The organism is Neorhodopirellula pilleata (genome assembly GCF_007859915.1).
GTDB classification, from domain to species: Bacteria; Planctomycetota; Planctomycetia; order Pirellulales; family Pirellulaceae; genus Rhodopirellula; species Rhodopirellula pilleata.
Map to the genome: position 1 here is coordinate 332,142 of NZ_SJPM01000004.1, position 21,225 is coordinate 353,366.

Here is a 21,225-nt window from a genome sequence, read left to right on the forward strand (position 1 = left end):
GCGTTATCCTTTTTTCAAACTGTTTCGTTGGAGGGGCTTCCCATCGAAACGGGGCTTTTTCCTTTTTCTAGGGAACGTATCGCGTTAGCCGGGGTAAGACTCTACAGCCGTCCCGCAGTTGTTCTTACCTTGAAGTCACTCTTTTGAATCGCACCGATCCAGCCGAATTGATTGCTCACGCGATTCAAGGCGATTTGTCCGCATTCGAAGCGCTCGTTCATCAGCATAGCCCCGCGATGCTGCGTTTCATTCGCGGCATCCTGGGTGACGAACACGATGCCGAGGATATTGCGCAACAGGTATGGATTCGCATCTACCAAAATCTGCACGTATTCGACGAGCGTCGAGGTGCGTTTCTTACTTGGCTCTTCCAGATCGCTCGAAATCAGTCTCTCAATACCATCCGAGCCCGTGGTCGTTCGCCGATCAGCTTCCAGACGCCAGTGCCCGAACCGAATTCGATATCCGATCCGCTAAAAAACATGATTATGCGGGAAGAATTTGCGTTGTTGGATCAGGTGCTCGCTCAACTTCCCGCCGACCAACGAACCGCATGGATCCTCTCGGAACTGGATGGCTTGAGCCAAGCCGAGATTGCCGAGATCGAGCAGATCCCCACCGGCACGGTTAAGTCTCGGGTGGCTCGCGCCAAAGCGTCATTACGACGGCAACTTAGTTCAAGCACTCCAACCATTGAACGGAAATGAAACCATGAATGAACCCGATGATCCGATCGACGAGCGTTACGAACGCTGGAGGCAGCAGAGAGCGCAGATGAAACCGGATGAGAATTTCACTGAGAAGGTCATGGCATCGATCTCGATGGAATCGGACGATGGGCGACCGGACCTGACATTGGCGACGAATCAAACCAAGTTGATCTGGTGGTTGGATTGGCGCCATCATCCGATCGCGACCGCAGCAACGGTGTTGCTCGCGTCGCTGATCGGTTTTGTCCGGCTGATCGCGGTTCTCCTTCTCGGAATTCAAACACAGTAAAGAGAATGCAATGAAGAACGAATCAAATGAAATCACAATCGCACCTCGATCGCCGATCCACGCGATCATCCTATCGCTCGTGCTACCGGGGTTGGGGCATTGGTACTGCGGTCGGTTCGTTGCGGGACTGGCGTGGGCACTTGCCACCACGATCGCTACCACTGTGGCGCTCGGGCTGCTTGCTCGACATCAGCTTTCGCTCGCTTGGCTACCGGTGACTTTGGTGATGACCGTGGCGTCATGGGACGCGTGGAGGGCGGCGCGGCAATGCCCGTCCGACTACCGTCTTCGCGTATGGAACCGCTGGGATGTTTACTTGATGTTGGTTTGTTTGTGCTCGGTCGGAAGCCTGGGTTTTGTGTTTGTGATCAAGCAGCATTATGTCGAGGCGTTTGTCTTGGCGACGGACGACATGCATCCCACGATGACCAAGGGGGAACGTGTCTTGGTGAACAAGACTGCTTATCGCCACGAAGCCGTTCAGCGTGGGGATGTAATCGCGTTTGCCCACCCCGAGTATCCGAAGAAGACTTACATGAGGCGAGTTGTGGCGATGCCAGGAGACGAGGTTGAGATTCATGATGGTCAACTTCGTATCAACGGCGAATCGGTTGAAAGCTACGCGAACGCCGATACGGCCGATTTTGGTCCACTCACGGTGCCTCGTTTCAACTGCTTTGTACTCGGTGACAATTGCAACGAATCCAAAGATAGTCGGCACTTCGGTCCGGTCCCCATCGCGACCGTTGGAGGAAAAGTTTCCGTGATTTTTTTCCCGCGCTACCAGAGGCTTCCTTTTTGATCAACAACGTGCGGACCATCGGGGATTCCGCGATCATTGCGACCCGGCTCGCGCCGGCAACGCTGTTGCCGACTTGAAGGGCTTAGAGTTGCTTGCTGAAATTGGCTCGCTAGGTTGCTCAACGCAGAGCACGCTGAGACGCAGAGGATCGCGGAGTAGGGCGAGGGAACTCGGGCTTACGGTGGGCTGTCAAAAGGTTTTTGTTACCGCGATTTTAGGCTGCGCAAGTTTCCTGTCACCTCCACCAGCGAAGCTGGGGGAGGTCGGATCGAGCGAAGCAAGATCCGGGAGGGGGCATCCCCAGGGCAAACCAAGCCGATCCAACGAAACAACGCCCGTGCCCCCTCCCTCGCGGACTCCTGAACGTCGTCGCTCGACCTCCCCCAAACTGCGTTCGGGAGAGGTGACACGCGGAAGTAAAACATCGACAGGAATCACAGTGTCAATACCAACTTTTTGACAGTTCAGTACGATAATTCGTTCGGTATCAACAACGCCGTCCGTGAGCAATCCAACGAACTCGTAAGCATCAACTCGACGACGACCACCTGTTGCGATGGGCTCTCCGATCGGCTCGGGTTCGGACATTCCTCGTGGCACCGTCGCGTTGAGCACGTTGATCACTTGCAGCGCATCGACGGCAGTGATGCTGCCGTCGTGGTTGACATCGAGGAACGGGCGTTTCCCATTCTCGACACCGTTGTCATTGGCTAATGCGTTCAGGGCATTGATGACGATCAACGCGTCCAAAGCGCTCACTCGGCCATCGGCGTTAACATCCGTCGGAGCAAACAGATTCGTCGGTGCCAATGGATTGAGCGAATGATCGCCCGCCGAGGAAGTGATTTGATAAGTTCGCATCGAATTGGTCGGATCAAACAGAATTGCATATGTTCTTCCGGCTTCTAGCTCGGCGGATAACGTTCGTTCTTCGACCGTCCCGATGGACTCGAATCGATCGTTGACGACAAACAAATTGGTCCATGCAAGAGATGAAGAATGTGTTACGTCGATCGACTCGACTTCGATGAACGAGTTCGCTTCGGCTTGGAACTGAATGGCGATCGTATTGACGTCAGATGGGATAGCCTGTTGTCCCTCAACGGTTTCCACTACGAGCGTTCGATGGTTGGAATTGAAAGTTCGATCCGATCGAGAGAACGTTATGTCGTCAATTCGTATGTCGACCTGTCCGCTTCCGCTCATGGAAACCGAGCGAAAAGTAATGGTTCGTGCGCGACCACCAAGCGATCCGATCGGAATCGATCGACTCACTCCACTGGTCGTTGCGAGGGATTGTTCATTCGTGGCCATTGAATCGAGCGATATCGATTCCACCAAGATTTCATCGATCAGGATTTCCAAAACGGCGTTATCGTCGGAACTACCGAAGTTCACCTCGTATTCCAGTTGGGATACGTTCTTGGGAAAGTAAACCAGGTTGTGTGTCCGGCTTTGCCCGGCCTCGGTTAAACGCACTGCTCCATCGCCACTCGTTTGCCATTGGCTGTCTCCGCCACCTCCATGGAACACCCATCCGGGAACCTCGTCAGACGCATTTCCAATGAGATCGAGGTTTCCGTTGTAGATTCCTGGAGTCCAAACAGGTTCCCACCGCGCGTTGGTAATCTGTTCAGTGGTCAGTCCGAGCGAACCCAGGCCGATCGAATTGGGCAAGCCGGTATCTCGGTTCACGATTGCTTCGGGAGTGTGGTCGTGCTCTTGACCCAACCCAAAGAACACCGCGGCCGGCCGATCGTTAGGCGGGATGACCCGAGAACTGAAGGCATAGCCTGACGTTGAATCGAGACTAGTCACACTATCGATATAAAAGTCGTTCCACACCGCACTATGCGGGATGAAAAAATCTTCCGTGGCTTGGGTGAGTGAAACGTTGTACGCTCCCGGAATCGGGCGACCGCCGGGATTGATGGGAATGAGTCCGAGCGGATTGGTCTGATAGTAGACGTCGGCGAAAGTCACATTATTCCAAACCGATGCACCATAGCCATCTTCGGTTAAACCGCTACCACCGAGCACTTGAGGTGCGCCCAGCTCAAACAGTCGTTGTGATCCGTCGATGGGGAGTCTTGCTTGGTCAAAATCATGAGGGTCAAGATAAGTAACATGATCGACCGGTACTTTGAATGCGGCCAGTCGTTCGATCGCTTCGCTGGTGACTGCGGTTCCGAAGCTGTGGCCGATAAAGTGCAAATTGATCGTGTTGGCTGATCCAGCGTCGGGATCAAACAGCCCCAAACCGGCACCAATACTGAATAAGGCATCACCGGCCGCTTCGCCCCAGCCTGCCGAATCGTTGTTCGATGCGTCACCCCAATCGAAAAGAAAGACCAACTCGTTTCCGGTTTTTGACTCACTTGCCAATAGATCGAAAGTGATCGCTCCGTCCACCGCCCCCACATCGATATCAACCAAGAATCCGCCATTGCGTTCGACGATCGCTTCGGCGAGTGGCATCAGCGAATCGCCCGCGCCGTCGATTTGAAAGCCGTGGGTAACGATGGTCGCCGAGTCGAAACGTCCTGCGATTTGATCGCGTGCGTCCTCGAGCGAAAGTCCGGTGGCGAGTTCGGCAGCGAACATTCGGCGACTGGAAAGGCTTTCGATTCGCAACAGCCGAAAAGCGGATTGCTTTTTCCCACGAATCATGGCGTTCAACCTAACAGAAAGAAGTGTGGTGTCAGAAGTAGTCGTTGCGGGTTCGACGCTGAGTAGGCGGCATCGTACGAGGAAACGGACTGCCAACATAGGTCGCCCACGTCAGGCGTTTCCGAGGAAAGTTCTCGCTGACACCCCGGCCCGGATGATAGGGTAGAATCTCCGCATGAACATTCTCCCCTTCTTTTAATCTTTCCCTTTCTGTTTCGTGGCTTTGCAGGGCTCGTTACTTGCCGATACCCCATGGCTTCGGCATGTCGTCGACAATCAGCACCGAGGTGCTGACGGAGTCCGGCTGGGGGATTTTAGTGGCGATTCGTTCCCCGACATCGTTATTGGGTGGGAAGAGGCGGGTCTGGTGAAGCTGTGTTTAAATCCCGGACCGCATCATTCCAACGAACGCTGGCCTTCGTTAACAGTCGGAGTAATGGCAAAGCGATTGAATTACTTCCTGATGATCGCGTACTGATAACCGCGAACACGGTCGCCGGTCCAGATCCCGACTTACCGGGTATTTGGATCCGTGAAAAGGTTGCAAACGCTTACAATGTCGTCTTTAATTGTCGCTTCAATTCACCCGGCTAGTCTGGGCATCGTGGCATAAACAAGAGGGGATATCTGGGTGTTTTTTCAACGCAACATCGATGCGGCGTTAACCGAGATGAAGGTTGGTTTCCGCCTCTTCTTGCTTGGCGTGTGTTGGGCGGTACTTTGCGGCATGTGTTCTCGTCAAGGTTTTGCTGAGGTTCCGAACCCAAACTCGGCCAATACGCAGATCCCCGATCCCGTTCGCCCGGGAGATCATGTCGAGGTTCGCTACTTGTCGAAGTGGTGTTCCGGGACAGTTGTATCGATGATTGAGGGAAAGGTCTCGGTCCAATACAGCTTCAATGGGCGTGAGTCCACTCGTGATTTTGCTCTGGCGGATATTCGTTTTCCCAATGGTGAAGGACAGTGGGCACTTTGGAAAACCAGCGACGGTAAATTGCGAGTGGAGGCTCGCTACATCGCCCGGGACGAAACAAGCGTGATGATTCGCAAAGAGGACGGCAGTGAACTGACATTGCCGATCGATTCTTTGACCCTGGACCTTCGCCAGAAAGTCAAACGAACACCGATTACTGGTGAAGAAAACAAAATCGATGGCGCTGACCCGGTTCGTCTGGGTGACGAAGTCGAAGTCTCACCTTATTCAAACGAGTGGTTTGACGGCGTGGTGACCCAAGTCCGGATCGGCGAGGCCCAGGTGCGTTATCAACGACTTGGTCAGGATACAGAGGATGCGTTTCCGTTTGCCAAGATCCGTTTCCCCAATGGAGAAGGGCCATGGCGAAAGTGGTCCGATACCAGCGGTCAATTTACCGTGATTGCTCGGTACCTTTCACGCACCGAGACCCAAGTCACGCTTCGCAAGCAAGATGGGACCAACGCGACCGTGCCGATCGATCGACTGTCGTTGGAGTTAAAGAGGTGGACGCGGTCGATCCCCATCACTGGAAAAGAAACTCTGATCGACGGGGTCAGTCCTGTCCGGGTTGGTGACACCGTAGAGGTCAGCGACGGCTCCCGTTGGGTCGAAGGTTTGGTCTCTCAAAGCGGAATGGGGATCGCGTTTGTCGAGCGGTTCGATGACAACGGAGTGAGCCAAGGCAAGCGAGAGTTCCCACTGACTAAGGTTCGATATCCCAATGGCGAAGGTTCTTGGCGAAAGTGGACCGGACGAGGCGGTTCGACGGTGGTTGCCAGAATGCTGTCCCGAGACGAAACGCATGTTGTTCTCTTAAAAGAAGACGGGCAAAACGTTCGCGTGCCGATCGATCAATTGGACCGGGGGCTGCAGCAAGAGCTCGAGCATGTCGTGCCTCAAGTAAAGCGACCCAAACTCACAACATTCGTTGCGTCCGGTCGTTCGGTTGGGCTAATCGGTACGCTGCCCGATTTCCGTTCCTTTCCATCGGTTCAGCCGCTGTCAATGGTACCATCGTGGAGTGATGGGAGTGTCAGTTTTCCGATACCCAACGCGGACACAATCTCAACCATCGTTCCGATCGCTGGAAAGCAGAATTGGTTGCTCTTGGGAACCCATCCATCAAGCAATTATCGAGGCGAGCCACAATCGCAGGTGCATTGGATTGGTCCCGAAAGGCAAGAATACAAGCCCGGCCCCAGGTTGGACGAAAAGGAACAACTGGTCGACTATAGCGTCGAACAGAATCGTATGCTCACGGCATTTTTTCCCGATGGACTTATCGGCAGCGAACACTGGCAACTATCGACCTACCAACTCGGCGCCGGTGATCAATTTGCGGAACCAGAGATGTCCTGGGAAATACCCTCTTCGAGGCGAATCTCGTATCAATCCTTCTCACCCATGGCACGACTGGTTGGTTCGCATTATGTATTGGTCATTGATTCCAATACAGCTCAACTGTATGACTTGAAACAACAGCGGATCCTTTATTCAGTTTCAGACGTATTCTCCAGAAAAATTGAACTGCATCCCTCCGGTGACTTCTTTGTGTTGGATATTGCCAACGCTGGGAGTGTCTTAATCGAGACATTGACGGGTAAGGCGGTGGCAAAACAGTTGGGATCGGCGGCGATCGGTTTTAGCCCAGATGGTTCCCAGATTCTTCGTTTGACTCAAGACTCGCTTGAAAAATGGGACATCGGCGAGGCGACCGAGCCGGTCATCTTTCCGCGCCGAAATGTTTCGACTCAAGGAAGCCCGCAACTGCTCGATGATCGGTACATTTGGATCGATGGATTGATCTATGACACCCAGAAAAAAGCGGCCATGTGGAACTACGACATGCCCAATAACACGACTCGCCGCGTCATCGGAAATCGATTGGCGGCGGCAATGGCTCTTGGATCCAATGATTCTGATCGACAAGCGATCGTCGGTATCGCGAAGGTGCCGCACGACAACGCCATCGCGTTGATGGAACCGTATTCGGTCGACGACATGCTGGCGTTGCGACCAGGCAAGCCGATTCGATTGATCCAAAGCATTGATGAGCGAATCGCTAACTGCATTTCTGCGGTGGTGACGAAGAACGGCTGGGTGCCTAACGACGGAGCCGGTATCGTGATCTCGGGTTCGGCCGGACGAGGTCCTACGGAAACGCACGTCTATGACAAATCCCGATTTAGCTTTGCGCCTTTTATGCGCAACCGGATACCCAGCGTAAACGCACAAACCGTGTCCGTTTCTCCTTGGAAACAATCGGTCGAGGTTCGTCTTGGTGAACTGGTCCTCTGGAGTCGTAGTATGGGTTTCGTTCCTTCAACACTTCGGCTGGAAGACGGCGAATCGGCTCAACAAAAGGTCGACGAATTGACGCAACCGTCGTACACCCTGTTTGAACGTTTGGAAATTCCCGCTGAAGTCTTCTATCCGGTTTTTCGAAGCGGCGCTGGTAGAACGAGCTTAACCCCGGGTGGGTTTGTGGACCAAGCCTACTCGCAAGGTGCCAGTGCAGGTAACGGTCGCTAAACGGAATTCGATGCTCCTTTTTTTTCGAGTCCAGCCGCTGTGTCCTCTTTGGATCGGTACCCGATGGTTGATGATCGGGCTTTTATGGGTTGGTTCGATCGGCCTGTCCATCGACTTCGTTGCCGATGAGGGAACGGTTCTCCCAAGGGCGACCGGTAGTATTTGCTCCTTCCATGATTCGTTTTCTGCCATTACCAGCACCTTCGGCGATCCATTGGCGATGGACGGCACATCCATCGCTATCGCGTGTGACTTCCAACAGGCCGTTCGAGTCGGCTGCCGAGCCAGCGTTCTCACCATTGCGTCCGGGAGATGAACCGATCAAGAATCGGCCCTCTTTCATTGGGATCGTCCTGGTCAGCGGAGTTCCGACAATTCCCGCCGGAGTCGCCAGCAGCAAGAGGCTGGTGACACAGCGTTGTCAACGAAATTTGGCGTGACAGATAGATGAAACGAAACAACCAGACCAAGGTGATAGATTGTCGCGATTTGTGAAAAAATTTGAGCTGTATTCGCATGCCGCGCGGCCGTGCAAAAACATCCGTCAAGTTCGTATAAACTCTTGGGCTCATTCGTTTCGTACCCGGAGGTGACTCGTCATGTATGCGTCCGATAAGGCTCGTTTTGCTAAAACGCCGCTGGCTCAGCGACGTGGAATCTATTTGAGTAATTACCCTGATTCGTGGTTTCAGTTCGCGCTACGAAACGCGTCGGACCCCGCGGTTCTCAAGGAACGGTTGAAGGGAATCGGGCATGTCACCGAAGACGTGACGAAGTCGGTTTTGGAAAAAAACTTCCGACCGCCAGTGGGGGCTTGGACGCTGCTCATCCACCTGAACTTCGGATCGTGGTCGATCCTGCCAATGATGCAACGTTCACCCGAACTGCTCGATGACTTGGGCGGAATGATCGAAGGCGAGTACGTCATCATTCGTCACAGCGATTGCTCAGGCGTGTACTCCATCATGAGGTTTTGTGATGGTCGGAAGATGGATCATATCTACAGCGACGGCGAGCTTTGGGATGATGACGAAGAAGACTATGACGATGAGTTTGAAGACGAAGATGAAGACGAAGCAGAGGGCGAAGACGAAGATGATTCGATCGATTTTGATCTCAACGGTGTCCGAAGCGATACCTACACGATGGAGTGGTTGACTGCGCAACCGGATCTCTTTTCCGCGATGCATCAAATCATGGTCGATTGGGACGCCCTGATCCCTGATTATTGGTGGGACGAAGAATCCGGTCTAACCGCGTATCAAAAAGAACTATGTGGGACGAAGTTGATCAAACGGATCGACTTGATTCGCTTCGGCGAGATGGACGATCGGGCGAACGAGCAGGCCTCCAAGGTTCTTGTCGATTCGATTCGGGGACGGGACATCGATGGTGTTCGCCAAGCGTTGTCCGACGGCGCGTCATTGACGCAACTACCCGAAACTGAGCTTAGCGCGATCGATCTGCTGTGTAACTATTTGCCGGCCGGTGATAAAAACGTTGTCGAGATCGCAGAATTACTACTCGCCGCCGGCGCGAATGCGGACGGTAGAACGCCCCTGGGCAAGAGCAAGTCGAAAAAGAAAACACCGTTGACTCAGGCGATCGGGGCCAATTTTTCATCGCCGCGTATGATGTTCGATTTAGCGAACCTGCTGGTGCGACACGGCGGCCGAATCTCGGCAGATCCAAATCAGGGCTTGGACGAATCGCCGTTGGAAGCCGCGTTCAATCGTGCCGATCCGGCATGGATGCGTTGGGCATTGAACTTCGATCAACCGCCGGAAATGTTGGAGGAGTTGCTCAAGCGTCATCGCCGCGGGCTCAAACAAATGGCTTCTTTCGTGGACGACGACTATGCCGCCGAACAACAGAAACGCTATGAGCCGATCGTCGCCATGGTGCAGCGAGCCATCGCAGGCGAGCCGCTCGATGATGTTGCCATCGAGGCAACGATCGACAAAAGTGATGCAGAGTATCGAAGAAAGCACAATCAGCTACGTCAAGCCGGAACCGGTTTCGCTAGCGAGATGGAGCGACTTGCTGGCACGTATGCGACTGAAAACGTCGATGGCGAAACGATCCCCGTGTTCGGTGGTTTCGACATCACGTTAAGCTGGATCGAAAGTGTCCCCTCGGAGCTGAATTTAGTGTCTGCCGATCTATCAGATTGGGCTGAGGAACCGGAAACGCAAGCTTGGGTCAACGAATTAGAATCGCAGGCGTTCAAACCGGTTGGCCACTTCCGAGATGAAGGAGGTTGGATCGAGTTGATTGCGCACTGCCAACCGTTTCGGGACCTATATGCCGTGATCGAGAGAATCGGCGACGATGTTTGCCACCGTATCATCCGGCGACTGACCGGTAATCGGCTCATCATGGCGACTAATCAAAAACGGATGTGGAATCAAACGATCGAGAACGTTGAAGTCCACTGGGTGACTCACCGCGATCCCTCACATCTTTTTCTGCGACCGATCATGGCCGCAACCAAAGACAGCGAAACGGCAAGCATCGAAGGGTTCCAGCATGATTACGCGATGGCGCACCAGCTTCTGCACCAAAAACTCCGGCAAGTAGCCGTGTGAATCACAAGTCGTACCATCGCAACCGTCGATCAGAACGCAAACAACAGTTCACTATGCCGACCACACGAAACAAAGCCATTCTGATGACATTCTTGTCTCCCATCGAAATGGGGCGGTATCGTTCGATAGAAACCCTTTGGTTCACGATCGGGTTTCTGTGCCTCGGCTTGATCGGAATGGGGGCCGATGCTCTTGCCGAAGATGGCGGCACGCCGGTTCGGGCAGAACTCTGGACTCATCTTTCTTCAGACGCTAAAGCCATCAACGTTCGCGGGATGTCGGCTCACTTCGACGATTCCGGTGACCGCCGCGTGTTGAGACTGGAGGTGCCCGAATTGAACGTCGCCCTCGGAGAGATACATTCATCGGGAAGGGGAATCGCCTGGGTGGGCCTGCCGCCGCCTGCCGAAGGCTGGGATTTAGGTTCCGCCGAGTGCGTCCAAGCCAGGGTTCAGAATGCAGGAGCCACGCCAGCGGAAGTGACCCTGTGGGTCGTCGGTTCGAATGGATGGACCGCGGTCGGGGATTCCTCGGTACTCAAACCCAGTGAGTCAACAACACTCCGTTGCCTCCTTCGGGAAACGTTTCCCGACGGGACGCCCAAGATCGACCCGATTCGGATTAAGGAGATCCGCGTGATGGTTCAGCGAGCCGATACAGCCGCGATGGTTGTTTCGGACATGATTGCCACCGGCACGGTGGAACCGTGGGTGCGACCGACCGGACGCATCGACGTGCCGGACATGGTGGAAGGTTCGCCCGCGCCCGGTCGTCGTGTTCGTTATCGCCTCAGCGATGATCCCGATGCGGAGATCTATGGCACGCTCTATCTGCCGCCGGACTGGAATCCCAACAAACGCTATCCTGTGATCGCGGAATTCCCAGGCAACATTTTCTTTCATGCCAAGGCGTGCTGGTCGACCGGCCGTCCCGAGCAATGCCAGATGGGATACGGAATCACGTTGGGGACCGACGCCATCTGGGTCAGTTTGCCGTTTGTCGATCGCGAAACAGGACAGATCGCTGAAGCGGGCTTCGGCTCTCGTGAGGGCGACGACACCGCAGCGTACACCGTGCGTGTCATCGACGACATCTGTGCCAACTGGGGTGGTGACCGGGACAACCTAATTCTGTGCGGGTTTTCGCGCGGCGCGATCGCTTGCGGTTACATCGGGCTGAGGAACGATACGATCGCCGGACTCTGGAAAGGATTCGTCGCCTGCCAGCACTACGACGGATCAAACTGGAGGCAATCGCGGATGGAGGACGCGATCGAACGCGCACCTCGCTTTCGCGGACGGGCCATTTTCCAGGTTGATAACAGTGGTAGCGCCGATAACACTGGTGGCACCGCCAACTATGAACAACTCATGGCTCACACCGATCCGGCGGTCAAGTGGACGTGGGTTTCTTCAGGGCTCGGCTCGCACGCCACGGCGATGTTCTTAGACGACCGCCCCAGTACCCAACAATTGCGGCAATGGTTTGATGGTTTACAGCGTTAGCCCCCGTTTCGGCAAAACACAACGAAAGCTTACGCCCGGCGGCTAATTGTTTTCAGATAGGTTACAATGGCTCGACGAAATGGTCGACACGATTCGCATCAAGAAACAGGTCACACGAGAAATGAGTCACACAATGAAGCGGGAGTTGGTTTGGAAGTTCTCGAACACTTCGATGATGGACTGGTGTCCGTGGTTACCATTGCTGTTGGCATTGATCGGCGGAATGTTTGCGTCGCATGTGGCGGCGGCCGGTCGTGAAGGATCGCCCAACGTCATCGTGATCTTCACCGATGATCAGGGCTACGGCGACTTGGGATGTTTTGGCTCGCAGACGATCGCGACGCCGAACTTAGATCGTTTGGCCAGCGAAGGCCGACGCTACACCAGTTTCTATTCGGCTTGCTCGGTTTGTTCGCCTTCACGAGCCGCTTTGTTGACGGGGTGCTATCCCAAACGCGTGGGCATGCACAAGCACGTACTGTTTCCCCAAAGCGACTATGGTCTTAACGCGAGTGAGTACACGATCGCGGATCATCTTCATGCCAACGGTTATGCCACCGCTTGCGTGGGGAAATGGCACTTGGGCCATCACGCCGAAACGCTTCCAACTTCGCAGGGATTTGATTCGTACTACGGAATTCCCTATTCCAATGACATGAATCATCCCGACAACAAGGGCAAACCCAGGTTACCGTCGGACAAGCTGTGGGCCGACCAAGAAACCGCAGTGACGATTTGGAACACGCCGTTGGTTCAAAACGAAGAGATCATCGAGCTACCGGTGGATCAACGTACCATCACGCGCCGCTATACCGATCGGGCGATCGAGTTCGTCAAAGCGAACCAAGAGAAACCGTTCTTCTTGTATCTGCCCCACTCGATGCCACACATTCCGTTGTACGTTCCTGACGATGTTTATGACCCGAATCCACAGAACGCGTACAAATGTGTGATCGAACACATCGACGCCGAAGTTGGACGTTTGGTGCAAACACTCCGTGATTTAGAGTTAGCAGATAACACGCTTGTGATCTACACGAGCGACAACGGACCTTGGTTGCAGTTCAAGAACCACGGCGGCAGCGCCGGGCCGCTGCGCGAGGGCAAAGGAACGACATTCGAAGGCGGACAGCGAGTGCCGTGCATCATGTGGGCTCCCGGTCGCATTCCCGCCGGGACGAGCACCGATGCGTTTGTCTCGACGATCGATTTGTTGCCGACGATCGCCAGTGTGACGGGCCATCCCTTACCGGAAAATGATCGCATCGACGGGATGGATGTTTCGGCCACCTTCGCGAGCGATTCATCACCACGTGAGGAGTTCGTGTTCTATTCCGCCCAAGGAATCTTGGAAGGCATCCGCATCGGCGATTGGAAGTATTTGGAGAAGAAGCAAGGGAAGACTTCGAAGATCAATCACTTCCTATTCAATCTGGCTCAAGACCTGGGCGAACAAGACAACCGATACGAGCAAGAGCCGACTGTCGCCGCGAAGCTGAAGTCTCGGATGGAAGCGATCGATCAAGAGATCACCCAAAACGCACGCCCCGTTTGGCGGCGACCTTAGAGCCTATCCTTGCCTCAAACGCGGACATCGATGTGTCCGCTTTCGAGCTGTTTTTGAACGCTTTGGATTTGACCGATCATTTGCTTGATTGCGTCACCGGTATCCTGCAGAACGCTGATTTGCTTACCCAGCAACGCCGCATCGATCTTAGCCTGCGTCGCATCGCGACGGGCTTGCAAGACCGGTTTGACGGCTGTCGAGATGGAACTCATGTTCGATCTTCCCATACAAAAAACGAAGAACTGAACGACGATTTTCGCCTATTGCAACTCTTGGTCAATTTCCGTCGGCGTGTCGGGAAAAAATGGAAAGTTTTGAGGAAATCTTGTTAACGATTCCCGTCCGCATTCGGCATACGTTCGCATCGGCCAGTGGAAACTGCTTCACCCGACCCGAAAGAAACATGGAACCCCGCAGCTCTACGACATTGTTGCGGATCCCGCCGAGTCCAGCGACGTCGCGGCGCAGCATCCTGATGTCGTGAAAAGGCTGTCTGCGGTCGTGCAATCCTGGAATGCCACGCTGCCCACTCAGTACAGCAAGACCAAAGACAAGCAAGACTGAGCCGTTTTGAAAGCCAATAACTAGAATATGCGATTATGAATATCAAACTACTGTTTCTATTGTTTGTCGGCACTGCCATCGGCCATGTCTTTGCCGCCGAAGTAAAACCACCCAATATTGTTCTCATCGTCGCCGACGATCTGGGCTATGCGGATGTACTGTTCAATCCTCAACATCCACCGGAAATCAGCACGCCACATCTTGACGCTCTGGCGAAGGAAAGCGTGATCTGCCGACAGGGCTACGTTAGCGGTCATGTTTGCTCGCCGACGAGAGCCGGCTTGATGACGGGACGTTATCAGCAACGAATGGGCCTCTACACCGGCGGCGAAGCCGGTTCGGGATTGCCGATGAGTGAGATGATCTTTCCACAGTTTCTCTCGCCCGCCGGCTACATCAGTTGTCAACTCGGTAAATGGCATCTGGGGCCGACACCGCAATGGAGCCCAGCCCTGCGAGGGTTTGATGAAGTCTTCGGCTTTCTCGGCCGAGGTGCTCACGATTATTTCAAACTGAACGACCCAAGTGACCCGATCTATCGTGGTACTCAACCGGTGCAGGAAAGTGGCTACTTGACGGATCGACTCGGCGAAGAAGCAGTGTCATTCATCCAGCGTCACGATGCTGATCCGTTTTTTCTCTATCTGGCATTCAATGCCGTGCATGCACCATTGCAGGCACCCGCCGACGAAGTCGCGAAGTTCGACACCGGCAATCCAGACCGCAATACGCTATTGGCGATGGGCAAGCGAATGGACGACGCGATCGGTAACATCGTGGCGACGCTGAAGCAAGAATCGGTCTGGGATAACACGCTGCTGTTCTTTATCAGCGACAACGGCGGGCCTCTCGCACAGACCGCCAATAACACTCCGCTGCGCGGCGGCAAGCATCAAGATTATGAAGGCGGTGTTCGCGTTCCGTTCTTGGTTTGCTGGCCGGGCAAGTTGACACCCGGGGAAAGCCAAGCGGTGGTGAGCTCGCTTGATATTCTTCCCACCGCGCTCGCTGCCGCCGATATCGCTTCGCCCGAAAAGTCATCCTTTGACGGAATCAACATCCTGCCTATTCTTCGGGGGGAAACAACGCCAACGCCGCGCGACCTTTTCTGGTGTGCCGGTGCCGAAGAAGGTTGGTGGGCGGTCCGCTCGGGCGACTGGAAGGTCGTCGGCGATAAGCAACGCGTCGGACTTTTTGATTTGAGTCAGGACGTTTCGGAAAAACAGGATCTTGCTCAACAGATGCCGGAGAAGCTTGCTGAGTTGACGGCACTGCACGACTCGTGGTTGGAAGAGATGGCGTATCCAATGAAAGGTGGCGCTAAGCGATACGGTATGCCAGCGCCTCTAGACAAAAAGGCAAAGGGCACGAAAAAGCCTAAGAAACGCAAGGCTTCTTCTGACCCGTCCGTGTCCGCCGATGGCGATGTGCGTGACGCGTTTGTCGCTCTTCCTGCAAAGCCGCAGAAGGCTGCGTCGAGTCGCCCGCCGAACGTGTTGTTTCTGGCCGTTGATGATATGAACGACTGGATCGGTTGCCTGGAAACGACTCCACATGCGATCACCCCGAATATCGATGCGCTTGCGGCTCGCGGGGTCAACTTTACGAATGCGCACACCGCCGGAGTATTCTGCGCGCCTAGCCGAGCGGCGATCTTCTCGGGCCAATACGCGTCGACCACGGGCTGTTACACCAGCCCGAACTACTTCGTTCATCATCCTGAAATCGAGTCCCTGCAAACGAGTTTCGCGAAAGCGGGCTACACAACGCTGGGCGCCGGAAAGCTTTATCATCACCCCGCCGGAGCGATCGACCAGCGAGGGTGGGCCGAATTCTTCCTACGCAACCAGTTCCAGCGAGAAGGCGGCTGGGCTCTCGAATCGTGGAGCAGCGATACACCAGTGCCGCAGCCGTTTCCGGCAAGTATCTACAACCGAGGCAAGCAGATCACCGGCGGGTTGTTCCTCGAATGGGGACCAATCCCGAACGAGCGCGAAGAGGAGATGGCCGACACGATCCGCATCAATTGGGCCGTCGAACAATTGAAGCAGAAGCATGACAAACCATTCTTTCTAGCTTGTGGCATCTACGCGCCTCACTTTCCCAACTACTGTCCGCAAAAATACTTCGATATGTACGATCCGGATCAGATTCCGTTGCCTCCGATGAAGGATGACGATCTGGAAGACTTGCCACCCAAAGTTCGTCGCCAAAAAGAGAATCGTCGGCGAGCGCATCACGACAAGCTGGTTGAGATCGATGCGGTCGACGACGCCATTCATGGTTACCTGGCCTGCATGAGCTACGCCGATGCGATGATGGGTCGTGTGCTCGACGCCTTGGAATCCAGCCCGTATGCGGACAACACGATCGTCGTCTTTTGGAGCGATCACGGATACCACCACGGCGAGAAAGGCGACTGGGGCAAACACACACTCTGGGAACGAACTTCCAACGTGCCGTTTATCTGGGCGGGTCCCGGAGTGACTCAAGGACAAAAGTCCGACGTCACGGTCAGTCTGATTGATATGTACCCGACGCTGGTTGAGATGTGCGAGCTTCCACGACCGAGTCAGACCCTTGAAGGCGAGTCGCTTGCCGAAACGCTTATCGATCCGACAATGGCATCGGATCGCAATGTGTTGCTACCGTACATGACTCCCGGTGAGTTTGCGATCATCAATCGCGACTGGCGTTACATTCGTTACGGCGACGACGGCGAAGAACTCTACAACGTCCGCGAAGACCCCAACGAATGGAACAATCTCGCGTCTGATCCGCAGTACACCGACATCATGGCTGAACTAAGCCGATCAGCACCGCAATCCTTCGCCGCCCCAGAACCAAAGCTGAATGAACGTAAAGACCTCGTTGTCGAGGGCGAGACATTCCGCTGGCAGCAAGGCAAGGGGAATTACGTTCCACATCCGAAGTATCTGCCGTACAACGCGGCAGTCGCATCACCGACCGAACAAAAATGACAAGGCTCTGTCTGAAAAGGGGTCTGAACCTTTGGAGGCAAGTCATCTTTTCCGAGTTGATGGCATTGCCGGAGAGGGTCAGACCCCTTTTCAGACAGAGCCTAGTCGTTTTTGACTTGCGAAGGTTTGGCGAACGACCATTGACTTGAAACTGACCGGCCGCGCAGGAATGCGGCTTGATGAACTGCAAAGCGAAAGCAAATGAATATGAGACGTGAGATGCGGATTACTCTAACCCTGACATGCTTCCTTTTGATGGCAACTTCCGCCATCGCGGCGAGGCCCAATATTTTGTTTATCGTCTGTGATGACTTAAACACGCACGTCTCGACATCCGGTTATCCGGACATCCAGACGCCAACATTCGAGGCCCTCGCGAAGGACGGCATGACGTTCTCACGAGCATTCTGTCAGTATCCCGTGTGCGGGCCGTCGCGGGCTTCGTTTCTAAGTGGTCTGTATCCGGAATCGACCGGCGTGCTGGACAATAAATCAGACATCCGTCAGACGCGACCGAACACGGTCTCGATGCCGCAGTACTTTAAAGACAACGGCTACTGGACGGCTTCGATTGGCAAGGTCTTTCACAACGAAAAGGCTGACCACGGCGACGTAGCATGGAGTGATGCGCCGCCGTGGTTCGAAAACGACGAGCTGCCAGTCGTCACCGAAGCGCGGAATAAATTCGAACAAGAATACGGCAGCGTTGAAAAGGCCGCAAACAGACCGAAGTGGCGAGCAGCCATGAAAGCCGTGCTCGATCCACTAAACGCACAAACCCCACCCGGTCACGGTCCTAGCGGGCTCCGGGATGAGCAGCACAGCGATGGCAAGAATGCTCGCCAGGTTATCAACTGGCTTAAACGAAAGAGCCACGGAGACAAACCATTTTTCATCGCCCTTGGCATTCACAAACCGCACGTTCCGTTCTTAGCACCGGACAAGTATTTCGATCTTTATCCACGCGAGCAAATTCAATTTCATCGCGACCGCGCGGACCTATGGAACAGCATTCCCCGTGATGCTTCCGCCAATCGATTCAAGGAATTTGATTTCGAACTGGGAGTTGAAAACGAGCCACGTCGCCGCGAGTTCATGCAGGCCTATCATGCGTGCGTGTCATTCATCGACGCACAGATCGGGCTTGTTCTACAGACGCTCAAAGACGAGTCGCTGTATGACAACACGATCATCGTGCTAACCTCCGACCACGGGTATCACCTCGGCGATCACTTTCTGTGGGGCAAAGTGACGCTGTTCGACATTGGGGCGAAGGTACCCCTGATTGTTCGTGTCCCCGGCGTGACCAGCGCTGGTAGCCACAGCGACGCGATGGTTGAGCTTGTTGATGTTTTTCCCACCCTGACGCAGCTTGCTGGTTTGGAGATGCCACAACATCTACAAGGCACATCGATCGCCCCAATACTTCAAGACCCGTCCCGTAAACACGCGAAGGACTACGCCTACAGCGTCGTGTCCCGCGGTCCAAACCTCGGCTTCGCCGTCCGCAACCAAAACTGGCGCTACGGCAAATGGCCCAGCGGCGAGGAACTCTATGACCTGAACAAGGATCCACATGAACGAAACAACGTCGCAAACGATTCCAGGTTTGCTGAGCGTTTAAAAGAACTGCGAGCCGTGCTGGCCGAAAAACAGAATATGGCAAGAAGCCAGCGTGAATCGCCAACGGTAAGTGACGATTAATCTGAACGCGCTATCGTCAAATGAAGACGTGTTCGACGAAACGATCGCAAGAATCCGCAGCCGACCGAATGGACATAGGCTCTCACTGGCGGGGTGTTGATTTAGTCTGCATCGTAACCCGAAGCGTGAGCGAGGGATGAGTCAATATCCATTATCCCTCGCTTACCCAGCGGGTTACCAAAAAATCGCAAATTCAAAACTCACGTGTCGGGTTGCGATTAAATCAACAGCCCGGTAACGCCGTCGGCTCACTGAATCAACACGCCGCCGGTGTTGTGGATCAACAGCAAACCGTGGACACGAACGCCCGCGAAGTACCTGTGTTCGAACGTGTTCGATTCTTGAAAAGAGCGGATTCGCAAAGAAATTCCAAAATTGTCGTTAAACCGGCAGTTTCTATGGAGTCTTTACCATCCGAGGGTCTCGCCAAGGGGCTCATTCTTTCCTTCACTTCGGCATCAAGGTTTCCATGATGAAGTTTACGGGCGGTTTCTCATTCATTTTTTTCGCGTTCTGCTTAGCGATTTTCTCGGGGTGCGGCGGGGCGACCGATGCGACCGTGGTGGGAAGCGAGGACGCGATTGCCAACTATCTGGAAGAAAACCCAGAGGCCGCGACTGAGGACGACGAGAACTTTGTGGATGATTATCCAAACGACTGACCCACGAATAAATAATTAGAACGCTTCGTTTGTCCGTCATTCCAATGTTGTGTTCTGAGATATTGCGTTTTTTTATGAACATGGCGCTGTGCCATGCTTCCGGTTATCTCAAGCTAGGAGAATTATCGTGTTTAGTAAGCAAGGCAAGCGAGCATTTACACTCGTTGAGCTTCTCGTCGTGATTGCGATCATTGGCGTCTTGGTCGGGTTGCTGCTGCCAGCCGTTCAGGCAGCTCGTGAGGCGGCTCGTCGCATGAGTTGCAGCAACAACTTCAAGCAAATCGGGTTGGGGATCCACAACTATCACGCCGCCTACAATCAACTGCCCAAGCAGATGGGAGGGACGTTTTCTTCTGGCATGAATAGCGAAACCCCTCCGGGGTCGAATGCCAATAGACTGAGTTGGCTTGTCGGTTTAACGCCTTTTTTCGAACAGCAAGCACTGTGGGAACAGATCAGCAATCCATTGCAGATTGGTTCTGGAACGTGGCAAGCGATGGGGGCAGATCCTCAAAAACGCTATGGCGGTGGCAGTGGTCATGACAGTCATCGCTACGAGCCATGGCTGACTGAGATTCCAACGCTAAGGTGTCCCAGTGATCCCGGGTTTGGATTGCCGGCCCAGGGGCGTACCAACTATGGAGCCTGCATGGGTGATGCTTGCCACCAAATGGATGGCGGCGGCATCAACGATTCCGGTCAGGATTCCGATCCGTCATCAGACTCCAACGAAGTGGAAACTCGAGCAGCGTGCCGTGGCGTGTTTGTTCCTCGCAAAGTGATGAAGTTCCGCGACATCTTGGATGGTCTGGCCAATACCATCTGTGCCGGCGAAATCGCCACAGACTTGGGCGATCTGGATAGGCGAACTCACCAGTCATTTAGTGGGCTCGCTTCCGAGCGTATTTGGAACGCTGGCAAATCGGTCAAATGTGAAAGCTATGCCGATCCCGCGAGGCCTCAGTTCCTGGATCCCAACGGGACACAGCCCACGGAATACAAAACCAATGGATCGGGGCCGGAATTCAAGCGTGGATTCAAGTGGGCGCATGGTGGTGTGCTTTATACCGGCATCACAACCATCTTGCCTCCGAATAAAGGTTTTTGTCATGATGGACGAGGGTTAGGAGCGGCTCATAATCACCATGACGATCGTCCCGCGGTCGCCCCGCCCAGCAGTCGCCATCAAGGGGGCTGTCACGTTCTGATGGCCGATGGTGCGGTCAAGTTTGTGACCGACAGCATTGAAGCAGGCAACCAGCAAAGCGCCCAGGTCCGTGTGGGTGGCGCGTATGTGGCTCCTGGCTCGGAGAGCCCATTCGGAGTTTGGGGGGCTCTCGGAACTCGGGCTTCAAAAGAGGTTATCGACGAAGCGTTTTAAGCGAATCGAACGCCTTTCGGAACTGGCAAGTTCCAGTCCGATGACCGAGGAAACGCCCGCTGCGAGCGGGCCGTTGACTTATTGAGCCGACGGCGATAGCGGGCGGTTGACTTAGTCCTCATCGAAACCCGAAGCGTGAGCGAGGGATACTTACAGAGGATTTAATGACGTTGGATCCCTCGCTGACGCATCGGGTTACGATTAAACCGATAGCCCGCTAGCGGGCTGTTGATTTAGTCCTCATCGAAACCCGAAGCGTGAGCGAGGGATACTTACAGAGGTTTTAATGGCGTTG

The 21,225-nt window shown here is 54.4% G+C and carries 14 protein-coding genes; 11 read left to right on the forward strand and 3 right to left on the reverse strand.

Annotated elements, in window-relative coordinates; genetic code table 11:
* Positions 1-143 precede the first annotated feature (143 nt).
* Genes Pla100_RS12225 through lepB form a run of 3 tightly spaced genes read left to right on the forward strand, consistent with a single transcriptional unit; the run spans position 144 to position 1,801 of the window.
* The gene (locus tag Pla100_RS12225) at positions 144-707 is read left to right on the forward strand and encodes an RNA polymerase sigma factor (RefSeq protein WP_146577958.1); all 564 of its coding nucleotides are present in this window, start codon (positions 144-146) and stop codon (positions 705-707) included.
* Positions 708-711: 4 nt separating this feature from the next.
* On the forward strand, positions 712-999 hold the full coding sequence (locus tag Pla100_RS12230; protein WP_146577959.1) for a hypothetical protein: 288 nt from the start codon (positions 712-714) through the stop codon (positions 997-999).
* A gap of 10 nt (positions 1,000-1,009) precedes the next feature.
* Positions 1,010-1,801: a signal peptidase I gene (lepB, locus tag Pla100_RS12235; protein WP_146577960.1), complete on the forward strand. Its 792-nt coding sequence runs from the start codon at positions 1,010-1,012 to the stop codon at positions 1,799-1,801.
* A gap of 189 nt (positions 1,802-1,990) precedes the next feature.
* On the opposite strand, the gene Pla100_RS12245 is transcribed toward lepB, so the two are convergent.
* A complete protein-coding gene (locus tag Pla100_RS12245; RefSeq protein WP_231602992.1) occupies positions 1,991-4,471 on the reverse strand; it encodes a dockerin type I domain-containing protein in 2,481 nt (826 codons plus the stop codon).
* A gap of 631 nt (positions 4,472-5,102) precedes the next feature.
* On the opposite strand from Pla100_RS12245, the gene Pla100_RS12250 reads away from it, so the two are divergent.
* Positions 5,103-7,979 (forward strand): SHD1 domain-containing protein, encoded by a 2,877-nt coding sequence (locus tag Pla100_RS12250; protein ID WP_146577961.1) that lies wholly within the window; start codon positions 5,103-5,105, stop codon positions 7,977-7,979.
* Positions 7,980-8,061: 82 nt separating this feature from the next.
* Here Pla100_RS12250 and Pla100_RS12255 read toward each other — a convergent pair whose 3' ends face one another.
* Complete coding sequence (locus tag Pla100_RS12255) at positions 8,062-8,322, reverse strand: hypothetical protein (RefSeq protein WP_146577962.1); 261 nt, start codon at positions 8,320-8,322, stop codon at positions 8,062-8,064.
* Positions 8,323-8,578: 256 nt separating this feature from the next.
* Between Pla100_RS12255 and Pla100_RS12260 the strand changes: the two genes are divergently transcribed.
* The 3 genes from Pla100_RS12260 to Pla100_RS12270 all read left to right on the forward strand — a co-directional run bounded on the left by Pla100_RS12260 (position 8,579) and on the right by Pla100_RS12270 (position 13,639).
* Entirely contained in the window at positions 8,579-10,567 is a 1,989-nt protein-coding gene (locus tag Pla100_RS12260; protein WP_146577963.1) for a hypothetical protein, read from the forward strand.
* Between the two features lie 83 nt (positions 10,568-10,650).
* Positions 10,651-12,072 carry a hypothetical protein gene (locus Pla100_RS12265; protein ID WP_197167874.1) on the forward strand — a complete coding sequence of 474 codons (1,422 nt, stop codon included), beginning with the start codon at positions 10,651-10,653 and terminating at the stop codon, positions 12,070-12,072.
* Positions 12,073-12,295: 223 nt separating this feature from the next.
* Positions 12,296-13,639 (forward strand): sulfatase family protein, encoded by a 1,344-nt coding sequence (locus Pla100_RS12270; protein ID WP_231603016.1) that lies wholly within the window; start codon positions 12,296-12,298, stop codon positions 13,637-13,639.
* Between the two features lie 14 nt (positions 13,640-13,653).
* On the opposite strand, the gene Pla100_RS12275 is transcribed toward Pla100_RS12270, so the two are convergent.
* On the reverse strand, positions 13,654-13,851 hold the full coding sequence (locus Pla100_RS12275) for a hypothetical protein (protein ID WP_197167875.1): 198 nt from the start codon (positions 13,849-13,851) through the stop codon (positions 13,654-13,656).
* A 387-nt stretch (positions 13,852-14,238) separates the two neighbouring features.
* Between Pla100_RS12275 and Pla100_RS30725 the strand changes: the two genes are divergently transcribed.
* The 4 genes from Pla100_RS30725 to Pla100_RS12300 all read left to right on the forward strand — a co-directional run bounded on the left by Pla100_RS30725 (position 14,239) and on the right by Pla100_RS12300 (position 20,930).
* Positions 14,239-17,184, forward strand: coding sequence for a sulfatase-like hydrolase/transferase (locus Pla100_RS30725; RefSeq protein WP_197167876.1), 2,946 nt, complete (start codon positions 14,239-14,241; stop codon positions 17,182-17,184).
* A gap of 201 nt (positions 17,185-17,385) precedes the next feature.
* On the forward strand, positions 17,386-18,888 hold the full coding sequence (locus Pla100_RS12290) for a sulfatase (RefSeq protein ID WP_146577966.1): 1,503 nt from the start codon (positions 17,386-17,388) through the stop codon (positions 18,886-18,888).
* Between the two features lie 469 nt (positions 18,889-19,357).
* Positions 19,358-19,549 (forward strand): hypothetical protein, encoded by a 192-nt coding sequence (locus Pla100_RS12295; protein WP_146577967.1) that lies wholly within the window; start codon positions 19,358-19,360, stop codon positions 19,547-19,549.
* Between the two features lie 127 nt (positions 19,550-19,676).
* Positions 19,677-20,930, forward strand: coding sequence for a DUF1559 domain-containing protein (locus Pla100_RS12300; RefSeq protein ID WP_146577968.1), 1,254 nt, complete (start codon positions 19,677-19,679; stop codon positions 20,928-20,930).
* The last annotated feature ends 295 nt before the right edge of the window (positions 20,931-21,225 follow it).